Origin of the sequence: Luteibacter sp. ME-Dv--P-043b, from assembly GCF_030209605.1 — a bacterium.
In the GTDB taxonomy this organism is placed as follows: Bacteria; Pseudomonadota; Gammaproteobacteria; order Xanthomonadales; family Rhodanobacteraceae; genus Luteibacter.
In genome coordinates, this window is the sequence record NZ_JARVRT010000043.1 from 1 (window position 1) to 14,266 (window position 14,266).

Annotated in this window: 10 protein-coding genes; 6 read left to right on the forward strand and 4 right to left on the reverse strand. The window is 66.7% G+C overall.

Going from position 1 to position 14,266, the window contains the following annotated elements:
- Positions 1 to 130: 130 nt before the first annotated feature.
- The 3 genes from QRN34_RS18145 to QRN34_RS18155 all read right to left on the reverse strand — a co-directional run bounded on the left by QRN34_RS18145 (position 131) and on the right by QRN34_RS18155 (position 5,548).
- On the reverse strand, positions 131 to 814 hold the full coding sequence (locus QRN34_RS18145; protein WP_285406704.1) for a DUF1345 domain-containing protein: 684 nt from the start codon (positions 812 to 814) through the stop codon (positions 131 to 133).
- A gap of 94 nt (positions 815 to 908) precedes the next feature.
- Entirely contained in the window at positions 909 to 3,134 is a 2,226-nt protein-coding gene (locus QRN34_RS18150) for a M28 family peptidase (RefSeq protein WP_285406707.1), read from the reverse strand.
- Between the two features lie 5 nt (positions 3,135 to 3,139).
- Complete coding sequence (locus QRN34_RS18155) at positions 3,140 to 5,548, reverse strand: TonB-dependent receptor (RefSeq protein ID WP_285406709.1); 2,409 nt, start codon at positions 5,546 to 5,548, stop codon at positions 3,140 to 3,142.
- Positions 5,549 to 5,983: 435 nt separating this feature from the next.
- On the opposite strand from QRN34_RS18155, the gene QRN34_RS18160 reads away from it, so the two are divergent.
- On the forward strand, positions 5,984 to 6,517 hold the full coding sequence (locus tag QRN34_RS18160; protein ID WP_285406714.1) for a hypothetical protein: 534 nt from the start codon (positions 5,984 to 5,986) through the stop codon (positions 6,515 to 6,517).
- 30 nt (positions 6,518 to 6,547) lie between these two features.
- Here the strand turns inward: QRN34_RS18160 and QRN34_RS18165 are convergent, their stop codons facing one another.
- Positions 6,548 to 7,438 carry a LysR family transcriptional regulator gene (locus tag QRN34_RS18165; protein WP_285406718.1) on the reverse strand — a complete coding sequence of 297 codons (891 nt, stop codon included), beginning with the start codon at positions 7,436 to 7,438 and terminating at the stop codon, positions 6,548 to 6,550.
- A gap of 117 nt (positions 7,439 to 7,555) precedes the next feature.
- Here QRN34_RS18165 and QRN34_RS18170 point away from each other — a divergent pair, with 117 nt between their 5' ends.
- The 5 genes from QRN34_RS18170 to mfd all read left to right on the forward strand — a co-directional run bounded on the left by QRN34_RS18170 (position 7,556) and on the right by mfd (position 14,266).
- Positions 7,556 to 8,191, forward strand: coding sequence for an NAD(P)H-binding protein (locus QRN34_RS18170; RefSeq protein WP_285406721.1), 636 nt, complete (start codon positions 7,556 to 7,558; stop codon positions 8,189 to 8,191).
- Positions 8,192 to 8,351: 160 nt separating this feature from the next.
- Entirely contained in the window at positions 8,352 to 9,254 is a 903-nt protein-coding gene (gene rlmJ, locus QRN34_RS18175) for a 23S rRNA (adenine(2030)-N(6))-methyltransferase RlmJ (protein ID WP_285406724.1), read from the forward strand.
- Between the two features lie 27 nt (positions 9,255 to 9,281).
- Positions 9,282 to 9,788, forward strand: coding sequence for a Slp family lipoprotein (locus QRN34_RS18180; protein ID WP_285406726.1), 507 nt, complete (start codon positions 9,282 to 9,284; stop codon positions 9,786 to 9,788).
- 34 nt (positions 9,789 to 9,822) lie between these two features.
- On the forward strand, positions 9,823 to 10,731 hold the full coding sequence (locus tag QRN34_RS18185) for a cation diffusion facilitator family transporter (protein WP_285406728.1): 909 nt from the start codon (positions 9,823 to 9,825) through the stop codon (positions 10,729 to 10,731).
- Between the two features lie 85 nt (positions 10,732 to 10,816).
- Positions 10,817 to 14,266 (forward strand): transcription-repair coupling factor, encoded by a 3,450-nt coding sequence (mfd, locus tag QRN34_RS18190; protein ID WP_285406730.1) that lies wholly within the window; start codon positions 10,817 to 10,819, stop codon positions 14,264 to 14,266.

Here is a 14,266-nt window from a genome sequence, read left to right on the forward strand (position 1 = left end):
CTTCCTTAGCGGGTCGCCGCAGGCGTGGCCCCGAGGGGGCTACCCGCCGGCTCTTTCCCCAAACGCCAGGGCTGCAAGGCCCAACGCAAGGCCGAAGGCGAGCCTGCCCCCAAAGTCCAACCCAAAAGAATCAGGCCTTCCCCGCCGCCACGTTCACGCTGATCGCGATGATGAAAACGTTGAAGAAAAAAGCGATGGCACTGTGCATCAGGCCCACGCGGCGCAGGTAGCGCGTGGTGATCTGCACGTCGGACACCTGGAAGGTCATGCCGATGGTGAAGGCGAAATAAGCGAAATCCCAGTAATCGGGTTCTTCGTCGCCGGGAAACTCCAGGCCCTTGTGCGGCTCGCCGAACTCGCCGTAGTAGCCATGCGCGTAGTGCAGCGAGAACAGCGTGTTCATGAACGTCCACGCCAGGATGATCGTGCTTGCCGCTACGGCGATCGCCATCACGCCGCCCTTGTCGCTGGAGTTCAGCTCGGTGGTGACCGCGCCCAGCACCACGGCGGACAGCACGACGCCGCTGAGCAGGGTGGTCCAGCGCCCGGTGTCCTGTTGCGAGGCCTGCCGGCGCATCGTGGCCGGATTGGCGCCGACGAAGATGCGCAACAGCAGCACGAAGTAGACCACGGCACCGATATCGAAACCGATCAGCAACGGCAGCGAACGCGGCAGCCCGCTGAATTCCAGCACCACCGCTGCGATGACGGCGACGGCTGCACCGACCAGCAGGCGCGGGCGGGCATGCGCGTAGCGAATGGGCGCCCACACCTTCTTGCGATGCGACCCGTTTTTTTGCGAGGTGTCGTTCATGCCTGCGTCCGCCTTGAGAGTGCGGCGGACTATAGCCGAGCGCATGCCCGATGCACCGAAGGGACGGGACAGCCGCCCCTCCGTCGAAGTGCCACTACGGTTTCCGCCCCGCCAACAAGACGGTCGCCCGCTGCAAGGCCTGGGTCGCCTTGCGCGTCGCTTCCACGGTCAATGCCGTCTCGTCGCGTGCCTCGTCCCACGCTTTAGCGTCGATCGCATCGCCGATTCCCGGCAGGGGGGCGACATCTTCACCCTCCTTGCGACCGGGTGCCTGCAACAGGTGGCGATACGCGCGCCGCTGCGGCAGACCCTCCGTCTGCAGGTAGGCGTCGCCAACCTCGCGCAGGTGACGATTGATCCGAATGGTGTCCGCGGGCGGGATGTCCCCGCTGGCGTCGGCCGCCGCATCGTAAGCGGTCGCTGCCGCCAGCAAGTCACGCTGCGCCGCACGCAAGGCGTCCAGGTCCACCGGCTGCCATGCGTCATCGACCCGCGAAGGCGGCTGCAACTGCCGGTAGGCCACCTCCGCCAGGCGGTACGACCCGTCCGCCAGCAGCGCGTTGTGCCGCTGCGCTTCGTCGTGGGCTTTCGTCGCGCCGGCCTGCACCCGATCGATATCGCGACCCAGCGCTTGCGCGAAGACGGTGAATCGCCATGGCAGCACGTCGGCATTGGCGACACGCAAGGCCAGGCGGGCATTGGTTTTCGCCAGCAGGCCGACATAGGCCAGGCCGGGGTCGCCAAAGCGCTGGTAGTGCGCATACGTGTCGTAGAGCGAGTGGTAGACCGGCACGCTTTCCTCGTCGCCGTCGCGGTCGTATCCGTAACGAACATGCAGCGAGGGAACGCCGAGTCGATGGGCGAAGGCCAGGTAATCGGAACCGGTGCCCAGCCGAGGCAGGACGACCGGGCCAGCAGGTACCTCCCTGCCCTTCTCGTCGGCGTCCACGGCACGCTTGGCCAGACGGCGTGCCTGTACGCTCGCTCCCGTCTCCGGATCGCTCAGGTCGGCGGCGACGCCGTCCACCAGTGCACCGATCGACGGGTCGCCCTGGGCGGCGAGCAGGCCGCGGCCGGTGGTGTCGTTGTTGAGGTAGAACACCGCCTTTTTCGCCAGTTCCGCGGCATGGCGCTCCGTCCAGGCACGCGAGCCCAGGATGCCCAGTTCCTCGCCGTCCCAGCTGGCGAAGACAAGGGTGCGCTTGGGTCGAACCCCCGCCTTGGCCAGCTCACCGATGGCTTTCGCTTCGGCCAGCAGCGCCGTGGTGCCCGCCAGCGGGTCCCAGGCCCCGTAGACCCAGGCGTCGTGGTGCACGCCACGGATCACCCACTCGTCCGGGTAGCGGCTGCCGCGGAGTGTGGCGATGACGTTATGTAGCGTGCGCCACTCCCACGGCGAACGGACTTCCAGGTGGACACGTGCCTCGCCGCCGATGTGATACGTCAGCGGCAGTCCACCCTGCCAGCGGTTCGGCACGACGCGACCGCCCAGCGCGCGCAGGAAATGCTCGGCATCGCCGTAGCCGATGGTCACCACCGGGATCGACAGGTCGTCGGTATGCCTGGCCGCCTGGATCGTCTTCGCGCTGGCGGCATCCAGCACGCTGTCGATACCCAGCGTGCCGCGCTGCACGGTGCGCGGCGTGCGCCATGCGCCGGTGGGATAAACCTCGCCCTTGGTGAACCCGTCGGCCTGGGGATCGGAGTAGATGACCACGCCTGCCGCACCGTGCTGCTGGGCAAGCCGCGGCTTCACCCAGCGACCGGCGCCGCTGGACTTCACCAGCACCACCTTGCCCGCCACGGACTGGCCCGTGCGCGCCAGGTCGGCATAGTCCTTCGCCAGTCCCTCGTTGACGTAGATCATCGGCGCGTCCACCGCGCCGTCGGGGCTGTACGCCTCCATGCCCGGCAGCACGCCGTCACGCCGCGCGGTGTCGGCATCGCCGGCCACCGCCGGCTCGGTGAAGTCCGCCGCGTAGCCGTCGCCGTCCAGCAGGCCAAGCTTCTGCACCGTGGGATAGGCGACGAGCACGCGGGTGGACTCCACCTGTACGTCCCAGCCCCATTGACGCAGGCTGTCGGCGATGAAGCGGGCGTTCTCGTCGTTGTGCGGCGAGCCCACGTGGTTGGGCGCCGAGGTGAGTCGGCGCAGCCAGCCGTCAAGGTCGGCGCCGGCCAGCGCGGCGTCCACGCGACGCTCCGTCTCGCGTTCGGCAACGGACGATGCTGGGGTGAAACCGACCAGCGGTGCGTCCGCGGCCGGCGTGGCGACCGCCGCGGTGGCGGTCAGCGACAAGGCAAGCATAAAGGCACGCATCGACATCAATCCCACCGGTAGGTCACGCTGGCGTAGTAGTAACGGCCATTCCAGCTCAATGGCGAAAACAGGCTGTACTTGAAGTTACCGCTGGTGGAGTTGGCGTACTTCACCTGCTCCGGCCGCGCATTGAACGCGTTGTCCGCGCCGGCGGTGAACGTCCAGCGGTCGAGGTTGTAGTCGGCCGATACGTCGAGCGTCCAGCGGTGGTCGAAGTCCTGGTCCAGTGCCGGGCCACTGTTGCTGTAGACGGTGTAGCTGCCGTAGCGCTGCACGTTGGCGTGCGCCGCCCAGCGGCTGTGCAGGTAGTCGAAGCCGACATCGAGCTTGGTCCGCGGATTGGTATCGCCCAGCAGCCCGAGGCGTTCGCGGCGCTCGACACGCTGCACCGCCACGCCCAGTTCGTCGAGGATCGCCGGGTTCGGCTTCACCCGCGTCACCTTGTTCTCGTTGTATGCCCAGCCCACGGTGGTATTGAGGCGATCGCCGTTCGCAAGATCGAAACCGTACTGGCTGACGATGTCGAGCCCGCGCGTGCGTGTGTTCACCGCATTGGTGAAATAGCGGATCGACTGGTAATTCGCATCGACGCCGTTGGCGGCCAGGTAGGCGTTGACGGCCGGCGTGTTGACCGGAATGTTGGACGACAGGTTGATCCGGTTGGCGATCTTGATCCAGTACGCGTCGGCACTGACATTCCAGCCGTCCAGCGGTTCCAGCACCAACCCCAGCGTGGCGCTGCGCGACTTCTCCGGCTTGAGCTTCACAGCGCCGAGCAGGCTGGCCGCCGCGGAGTCCACGGGGAACGTGCCCGACTGCACCAGCACCTGGCCCTGGCCGAGGTCCTGCAATTGCGACGAGATATCCGCGTAGTGCTGCTGCACCAGCGTGGGCGCACGGAACCCGGTGCCGACGCTGCCACGCAGGGCCACGCGCGGGGTGAAGTCGAACCGTCCGGACAACGCACCCGACGTGGTGCCGCCGAAGTCGCTGTACTGCTCATGGCGGCCGGCCAGCGACACCGCGAAACGGTCGGTCAGGTTGGTATCGAGGTCCACGTACACGGACGTGTCGTGGCGCTGCCAGTTGCCTTGCAGGTCGCCGGTGATGCCGCCGTTGGCACCGTACTGCGAGACGGCGTCGCCCGGTTTCACCTTGTAGCCCTGGCGCAGGTATTCCGCACCGAACGACACACTGATCGGGTTGGGCAACCACGACGGGCTGAATTCCTTGCCGATGTCGAGGTTGGCCACCTGCTGGTTGGTCTTGTAATCGGCGCCCTGGATGAAGAACGGCGTGCTGCCGAACGCGCGGTAGTAGTCCGCGTTGATCGCGTGGCTGCGCTGGTCGTATTCGTTCGAGCCGTGGCTGACCGAGGCGTCGTAATGCCATCCGCTGTCGAATTCGCCGCGCACGCCGGCGGTCAGCGTGGTGTCGTTGACGATGGGCACGTTCACCGGCAGGTAGCCCTGCGGATAGATCGACGCGACGTTGGTCGATTCACCGCGGTGACGATAGAGGCTGGCGGTCTCGTCGCGATCGCGCCGGTAGAGCGCTTCGACATACACCTCGGCCGCCTTGCTGAAGGCGTACTGCCCCACCAGCGACACCTTGTTCGACTGCACGGCGGGTTCGCCCAGCCAGTACACCCTCTTCCCGTAGGTGGTGCCGACCGAGGCGGCCGTGCGATCCAGGCCGGCGCGATTGGTGCCGTCGTTGTTCTGCGTGTCGATGGCGACATGGATCGAGCCCTTGTCGCCCAGCTTGAAGCCGGTATCCGCGCTCAGCTGGCGCTGGAGGCCATCGCCCGCGTCATAGCCGCCGAACTTGGCGGTCACCTGCCCGCCCGTGCCGGACTTCTTCAGGATCACGTTGATCACGCCACCGATGGCATCGGAGCCGTAACGCGCCGACTGCCCGTCACGCAGCACCTCGATACGCTCCACCGCCGAGACGGGGATGGCGTTGAGGTCCACGGGATTCGAACCGCGCCCGATCGCACCGCCCAGGTTGAGGAAGGCACCGGCGTGCTGGCGCTTGCCGTCGATCAGTACCAGCACCTGGTCCGGGCTGAGACCGCGCAAGGTCACGGGACGGGCCACTTCGGCACCGCTGATCGTGGTCGGCTGCGGAAAATTGAGCGACGGCACCAGCCGCGCCAGCGCGGCCGTCAGCTGGGTGGCGCCGGTCTGCTGCAGCTGCTGCGGGGTGATGACGTCGATCGCCTGCAACGAGCTGGATACGGTGCGCTCGGTGCTGCGCGTGCCGGTGACGATCACGGTGTCCAGCTGGCTCGGTTTTGCCGATTCCGCCTTGTCCGCCGGGGCGGCCTCCTGGGCATGGGCGGACGTGGCGCCGAGCACGAGGGCCAGCGCGAGGGACAACGGGTGACGACGATGGGTCGAAGGCGACATGGGTGGGACTTTCCCCTGGAAAACGATGGAAGGATCGGCACCTGAGGCGCCGGATAGCCGGGAACGGCGGCATGACGCCGCGGCGAAAAGCAGCGGCAGCCGGCATGGCCGGAAAAGATCGAAAATATCGTTACCTGCGGCGGACCCGCAGGACACGCGCAACGCGTGGCGTCAGTCGCTCAGGCCCGTCGACACGAACGACACGCAGCGCCGACCGGACATCGCGGCGCGGCCGCTGACATCGACGGAAAGGCAGGTGCGTGGCAGGTGTGAGCGTTCACGGTGAGCGGGTGTCGCCTGGATAGGGCCGGGTGCCATTTGTTGCACCGCAGCGACCCGATGTCAACCCGGTCGATTGGACGTCCATTTCAAGGACTGCGACGCTTTGACGCGCATCGTGCGATGATTTCGCCAGTTCTCCACAGGTCCTTCCCCATGAGCTACGACGACGATTACCCCGAAGAACGCGAGTTCGACGACGAAGAAGGCGAGGAGACGGTCGAGTCGCAGGTGTGGCAGCTGTTGCTGCTGATCAACCCGGGCGACGAGGAAAACGCGCTGCGCCAGTTCACCGACTACCGCACGGAAATCGAGGACCAGGGCGACGACGATCCCATCCGTGTCGTGGCGCAGGTCACCGACTGGCAGTCCAGTTTCGAAGTGGATGCCGACGAAACCCGCACGCTGGTGGAGGCGATCGCCGAGCTGGTCTCGCGCTGGAGCGACGTCACCATCGACTGGGACGGCGACCCCAGCGAGGACGAATTCCACGAGGACATCGACGGGCCGGAGATCTTCAGCCGCGCCTTCGACCAGCTCAACCAGTACGGTTACACGTTGTGGGCCCGCGAAGCGGAAGACGACGACGTCTACGCCGGCTGGATCACGTCCTCGCGCGATGACGAGCACATGCGCCAGCTGGCGGCCAAGCTGGGGATCAACCTTCGGCTGGGTAACCAGGTCACCTGAGCGGCGGGCGCGCCACGCGGCGCGGCGCGTTCAGGCCAGGCGTTCCTTGAGCAGGTCGATGAACGCCCGCACCTTCACTGGCGGCTGGCTGCCCGGGTAGACGGCGTGCACCCCGCCCGCGGGCAAGGTATAGCCCGGCAACAGGGCCACCAGGCCGCCCGCTTTCAGTTCGGCCTCCACGATGTAATCGGGCAACACCGATAGGCCCAGGCCTTCGAGCACGAAGCGGTACGCCGCCGTGGCGCTGTTCGCGCTGGCGACGGCGCGGGTCTGCACCACGCAGTCCGGGGCGTTCGGATCCTTGAACACCCAGCGGGTCGGCGAGGCAAGCACGCTGACCGCGATCCAGCGGTGCGTGGACAGATCCTCGGGCACCGTGGGTGTGCCATGGCGGGCGAGATAGGCGGGGGATGCCACCAGGCATTGCCGGAAACTCGACAGCTTCGTCGCGCGCAGGCTGGAGTCGCGCAGCCAGCCGAGGCGGATGGCCAGGTCGAAGCGCTCGGCGATCAGGTCGGTCACGGTGTCGGTGACCACCAGTTCCACGCGGACCTGCGGGTAGCGCTCGGCATAGGCGGCCAGGGCCGGTGCCACGACGTTGATGCCGTGGTCGTTCGCTGCGCTGATGCGCAGCGTACCCATCGGGGTGTCGCGACATTCGCCCAGGCGGGCGATCGCGGCTTCCGCCTCCGCCAGCACACGCGCGCAATCCTCGTGGAAACGCTCACCCGCGTCGGTCAGAGCCATACGGCGGGTGCTGCGCACCAGAAGCTGCACGCCGAGTTCGGCTTCCAGACGGGCCAGGTGCTGGCTGACCATCGCCTTGGTCGTGCCCAGTTGCTCGGCGGCGGCCGTGAACGAGCCGGCACGAACCAGGGCGACGAAGACGCCTAAACGGTTGAGATTGATATCGATGGCCATGGGGCTCGGTCAAGATCGTAAAGCAAGACTTTACGATGAATCGCGTCAGGAGTGGTTTTTCCGTAACGATACGCGGCGCATGCTGTGCGCCTACCCCACCGAACCCGAGGTTTACCCATGAAGATCATTCTGTTCGGCGCCACCGGCAATATCGGCAACGTCATCCTCGACGAGGCCCTGGCCCGCGGCCATGAGGTCACGGCGGTGGTCCGCGACCCGTCGAAGCTCGCCACGAAGCATCCGAAGCTTCACGTGGTGAAGGGCAACGTGGCCGAGCCGGCCTCGTTCGCTCCGTCCCTCGGCGGCGCCGATGCCGCCATCGCCAGCCTCAACGACCACGCCGATCCCGCCAATGTCCCCCGCCAGGCCACCACCCTGCTCGACGCACTCGCCGCCGCGCACGTGAAGCGCTTCGCCTGGGTCGGCGGCGCCGGTAGCCTGGAGGCGGCGCCCGGCGTGCGCGTCATCGACGATCCGCACTTCCCCGAGGCCTGGAAAGCGTCCGCCAATGCGCAGATCGAGGCGCTGAAGGCCTTCCGCGCCAGCACGGCGGCCGTGGACTGGACCTATATCAGTCCCGCCGCCGAGATCGCGCCCGGTGAGCGGAAGGGCAGCTTCCGCGTCGGTGGCGAGCAGTTGCTGGTCGATGCCGCCGGGCACAGCAAAATTTCCACGGCGGATTTCGCCATCGGCGTGCTGGACCGGATCGAGAAAGGCGATGCGGCGAAGAAGCGGGTGACGTTCGCGTATTGAGGGGCTGCTCGATGCGGCTGTAGGAGTTCACGTATGTGCGCGACATCTTTTCGCGACAACCTCGGCGCTGGCGCTTAGAGGTGGGGGACTGGTGCGAAAAGCACTCGCGCACATCGTGCGCTCCTACGGTATACCGGCCTTCGGCCGGTATACTCCCCTTATGAACTACCGTCACGCTTACCATGCCGGCAATTTTGCCGATGTCCTCAAGCACATGGTGCTCGTGGCCCTGATCGATGCCTTGAAGCAGAAGGCCTCGCCGTTCTGCTACATCGACACCCACGCCGGCGGCGGCCGCTACGACCTTCAGGGCAACGAGGCACGCAAGACGGCCGAGGCGGACGAAGGCTTCGGCATCCTCAAGACCGCCAGCGGGCTGCCGCCCCTGCTGTGGAAGTACCTCGAGATCGTCCGGGCCTGCAACGAGGGTAGCGATACGCTGCGTTACTACCCGGGCTCGCCGTGGATCGCCGCGCACCTCATGCGGCAGACGGATTCCGCCCAGATGGTGGACCTGCGCAACGACGAGTCCAGCGCCCTGCGCCAGCTGTTCCATCACGACAAGCGCATCCACGTGCACGAGCGCGACGGCTACGAAGCCATGAAGGCGTTCGTTCCGCCGAAGGAAAAACGCGGTCTGGTCCTTATCGATCCCCCGTTCGAGGCGCAGGAAGCCGAGTTCCGGTTGATCGAGAAGACGCTGAAAGCCGCGCTGGAAAAATGGCCCACCGGCGTCTACGCCGTCTGGTATCCGATCAAGCTGCGCAGCCATGTCCAGCCGTTCCACCGCTGGCTGACCAAGTGCGGCGCCCGGCGCGTGCTGGTGGCCGAACTGCTGCTGCGTCCGGACGACTCCCCGCTGCGGTTGAACGGCACCGGCATCGCCATCGTGAACGCGCCGTGGAAGCTCGATGACGCCCTGCGCGATTCCCTCAGGCTGCTGCCGAAACTCCTGGGCACCGCCGGCCAGTCCGAATACCGCCTGACCTGGCTGGTCGAGGAAGGCAAGGATGAAGATGTAGCCCACGCGCCGCAGTCGCCACGTTCAGTCCGTCGGCGGTAGATTGGGTTACACGCCAGGAGCCGACCCATGCGCCCCCAGACCGTCCGTTCGACCGCCGCCGCTTTCGTGCTCGCCGCCGCTCTTTCCGCTTGCGCGCCGGCACCGATCTACAAGCCGACCCCCAACAATGCCGCCGTGCCGCCGTCCCAGGTGGCCCGAGAGCCGGAACGCTACGGCAGCGCCGACGTCATCTGGGGCGGGCGCATCGTCAAGGTCAGCAACTTCGCCGACCACAGCGAAATCGAGATCCTCGCCTATCCGCTGGACCGCTCGCAGCGGCCGCAGGCCAACGACACCGGCAACGGCCGCTTCATCGCCGCCATGCCCGGTTATGTCGAAAGCCTGGATTACCCGGCGGGCGGCCTGGTCACGGTATCCGGGCGCCTCAACGGCACGCGCGCGTCCAACGTTGGCCAGGCCTCGTACACCTTCCCGCTGGTGACAGTGAACCAGTCGCACGTATGGACGGCCAAGGAGATGTCCGGTGGCCATCCGAACGTGAGTTTCGGCGTGGGCGTGGGCATCCTACGGTAAGATCCTACGATTACCCATCGGGAACAGGGATCACATGTCGGGACACGCCGATTCGAAGCGCGCGATCTTTCTTGCGCTCGGAGCCAATTTCGCCATCTTCGTCGCCAAGCTCGTGGCGGCCATCTTTACCGGCTCCGGGGCCATGCTGGCCGAGGCGGTCCATTCCCTGGCCGATTGCGGCAACCAGGGGCTGCTTCTGCTGGGCATGCGCCAGGCCAAGCGCCCCCCGTCGGCGGACTATCCGCTCGGCTGGGGCCGTGCGCTGTATTTCTGGTCGTTCCTCGTGGCGATCCTGCTTTTCAGCGTCGGCGGCATGTTCTCGGTGTACGAGGGCGTGCACAAGCTGACCCATCCCGAGCCGCTCAAGTGGGCATGGCTGGCGATCGGCGTGCTGGCCTTCTCGATCGTCACCGAGGGCATTTCCATGCATGGCTGCATGCAGGAAGTGAACAAGGCCCGCGGCGACCAGCCGCTGTGGCAGTGGTTTCGCGAAACCCGCGCCAGCGAACTGCTGGTGATTTTCGGCGAAGACCTGGCGGCGCTGATGGGCCTGTGCTTCGCGCTGATCGCCGTCGTGCTCACCATGCTCACCGGCAACCTCATGTTCGACGCCATCGGCACCATCGCCATCGGCGTGTTGCTGATCGTGGTGGCGGTGGCCGTGGCGCGCGAGGTCAAGGCGCTGCTGATCGGCCAGGGCGTTGAGCCGAAGCGCCGCGTGCAGATGATGGCCTTCCTCGAGGCTCGCCCGGAAATCGACACCGTCTACAACCTGCTCACACTGCAGATGGGCAACGAGGTGATGGTGGCGATCAAGGCCCGCATGAGTCCCTCGCCCACCGCGCGGGCGATGGTCGAGGCGATCAACATCGTCGAGGCCGACTTCAAGGCCGAGTTCACGGATGTCCGCTGGAGTTTCTTCGAGCCGGACATCACCGACTGACCCCGCCCGGACGGACGGCACCGCTGGCCCTTCACGGCCAGGTAGTACAATCGTCGGCTTGTCCGCAAGCTGCCAAGCCGACTCCATGCCTCTAGTGCTCTCCCGCCCGTCGCTCCCCGCTACCGCCAAGACCCGCCGCTACTGGGCCACGCCCCATGGCTCAGCGTGGGCGCTCGAAGTCGCCGAGGCGGCACGCGAGCACGAGGGCGTACTGGTCGTGGTCACCCGCGATACCCGCAGTGCCGACAACCTCGAAAGCGAGTTGGCGGTGTTCGCCGGCGAACTGCCGGTGCTGCATTTTCCGGACTGGGAGACCCTGCCCTACGACGTCTTCAGTCCGCATCCGGAAGTGGTATCCCAGCGTATCGCCACGCTCTACCGCCTGCCCACCACCCGGCGCGGCGTGCTGGTGGTGCCGGTGGCGACGCTGATGCAGCGGATCGCGCCACGCACCCATATCACCGGGTCGGGGCTGGTACTGCGCAAGGGCCAGAAACTCGACCTGGGCGCCGAGCAGCGTCGGCTGGAGGCCGCTGGCTACCGCAACGTGCCGCAGGTGGCCGAACCGGGCGACTTCGCCGTGCGCGGTGCACTCATCGACATCTACGCGATGGGTGCCGACGAGCCCTACCGCGTGGAGCTGTTCGACGACGAGATCGAGTCCATCCGCAGTTTCGACACCGAGACCCAGCGCTCCACCCACCAAGTGGACAGCGTCGATCTGCTGCCCGCACGCGAATTCCCGCTGACCGAAGACGCGGCGAAGAACTTCCGCGCCAACCTTCGCGAACGCTTTCCCATCGACATCCGTCGCTGTCCGCTCTACCAGGACATGAAGGAAGGCGTGACGCCCGGCGGTATCGAGTACTACCTCCCGCTGTTCTTCGGCGCGACCGAAACCCTGTTCGATTACATCGCCGGCGATGCGATGTTCGTCCTCGGCGAGGGCACGCTGGCCGCCGCGGAGCAGTTCTGGACGCAGACTGCGGAGCGCTACGACCAGCGCGCGCACGACATCGAGCGCCCGGTGCTGCCGCCGGCAGAGATCTACCTGCCACCGGAGCAACTGCGCGAACGCCTCAACAAGCAGGTGCGGATCGACGTGGTGCCCGCCGGCCACGAGCGCGCCGTGGACCTGGGCACGCAACCGGCACCGGACGTGCCGCTGAACCGCAAGGGCGACGAACCCGGCGCGGCTCTTAAGCATTTCCTGTCCAGCTACAAGGGCAGCGTACTGATCGCGGCGGACTCCGCCGGCCGCCGCGAGGCGCTGATCGAGCAGCTGGCCGGCGCCGGCCTGAAACCGGTCAACCTCGACAGCTGGAAGGATTTCCTCGCCCGCGACGAGAAGCTCGCCATCACGGTCGCGTCCCTGGAGCAGGGTTTCGCGATCACGAAGCCGGCCTTCACCGTGCTCACCGAGCGCGAGTTGTTCGGCGAACGCGTGCGCACCGATCGCAAGCGTCGCGCCGGTGCCGCGCGCGATCCCGAAAGCATCATCAAGGACCTGACCGAGCTGTCCATCGGCTCGCCCATTGTCCACATCGATCACGGTGTCGGCCGTTACCAGGGGCTGGTGTCCCTGGACGTGGGCGACATGCCCGGCGAGTTCCTCACCATCGAGTACGCCAAGGGCGACAAGCTCTACGTGCCGGTGGCCCAGCTCGGTCTGGTCAGCCGCTATACGGGCACCGCACCTGAACTGGCACCGCTGCACTCGCTGGGTGGCGATGCCTGGGAGCGCGCACGAAAGAAAGCCGCCGAGAAGGTCCGCGATGTCGCCGCCGAACTGCTGGGCATCTACGCCCAGCGCGAGGCGCGCCAGGGCCAGTCGCTGTCCGTCGACCGCCCGATGATCGAGGAATTCGCGGCCACCTTCCCGTTCGAGGAAACGCCGGACCAGCAGGCGGCGATCGATGCGGTCATCGTCGACCTGGCAGCGCCCCGCGCCATGGATCGCGTGGTCTGCGGCGACGTGGGCTTCGGCAAAACCGAGGTCGCCCTGCGTGCCGCGTTCGCCGCGGCCACCGCGGGCAAGCAGGTGGCCGTGCTGGTGCCGACCACCCTGCTCGCCCAGCAGCATTACCGCAACTTTGCCGACCGCTTCGCGGACTGGCCGGTGCGCGTGGACGTCATCTCCCGCTTCAAGTCGAAGAAGGAAGTGGACGGCGCGCTGCAACGGCTGGCCGACGGCCAGATCGACGTCATCGTCGGTACGCACAAGCTGCTCGGCCCGGACATCCGCTTCAAGGACCTGGGCCTGGTCATCGTCGACGAGGAACAGCGTTTCGGCGTGCGCCAGAAGGAACAGCTGAAGAAGCTGCGCGCCGAGGTGGACCTGCTGACCCTCACCGCCACGCCGATCCCGCGCACGCTGAACATGGCGATGAGCGGCCTGCGCGACCTGTCGATCATCGCCACGCCACCGGCCCATCGCACGGCCGTGCGCACGCTGATTTCCACCTATCAACCCGCGCTGATCCGTGAAGCCATCCAGCGCGAGCTGGCCCGCGGTGGCCAGGTCTACTTTCTTCACAACGAAGTGGAGTCGATCGAGCGCATCTCACGCGAGCTGGGCGAACTGGTGCCCGAGGCACGCATCCGCGTCGCCCACGGCCAGATGCCCGAGCGCGAGCTGGAACAGGTGATGGCCGATTTCCACCGGCAGCGGTTCAACGTGCTGGTGTCCACCACCATCATCGAATCGGGCATCGACATCCCCACCGCCAACACCATCGTGGTGAACCGTGCCGACCGCTTCGGCCTGGCCCAGCTGCACCAGTTGCGCGGACGCGTGGGTCGCTCGCATCACCGCGCCTATGCCTACCTCATCGTGCCCGACCGCAAGGCGATGACCGCCGATGCGGAGAAGCGCCTGGAAGCACTGGCCTCGCTGGAGGAACTGGGGGCCGGCTTCACGCTCGCCACCCACGACCTGGAGATCCGCGGTGCAGGCGAGATGCTGGGCGAGGAACAGTCCGGACAGATCCAGGAGATCGGCTTCGGGCTGTATACCGAGTTGCTGGACCGCGCGGTGCGCGCGCTGAAGTCGGGCAAGGTGCCGGACTTCGACCTCACCTCCGAGCACGAGACCGAGGTGGAACTGCACCTGCCCGCGCTGATCCCCGGAGACTACCTGCCCGATGTCCACACGCGCCTGACGCTGTACAAGCGCATCGCCAGCGCGCGCGACGAACACGGCCTGCGCGAGCTGCAGGTCGAGATGATCGACCGTTTCGGCCTGCTGCCCGACCCGACCAAGTGCCTGTTCGCCGTCGCGCAACTGAAGCTCATGGCCACCCCGCTCGGCATCCGCAAGGTGGACTTCGGCGCCAGCGGTGGACGCATCACCTTCCGCGACAAGCCCGATATCGACCCGATGGCCCTGATCAAGCTGATCCAGCAGCAGCCACGCATCTTCAAGATGGACGGCCAGGACAAGCTGAGAGTAATACTCGAGCTACCCGGCAGCGCCGAGCGCATCCGCACCGCGCAAGACCTGCTGGTCTCCCTGGGCGCCCGCCGGCCGGGTTAA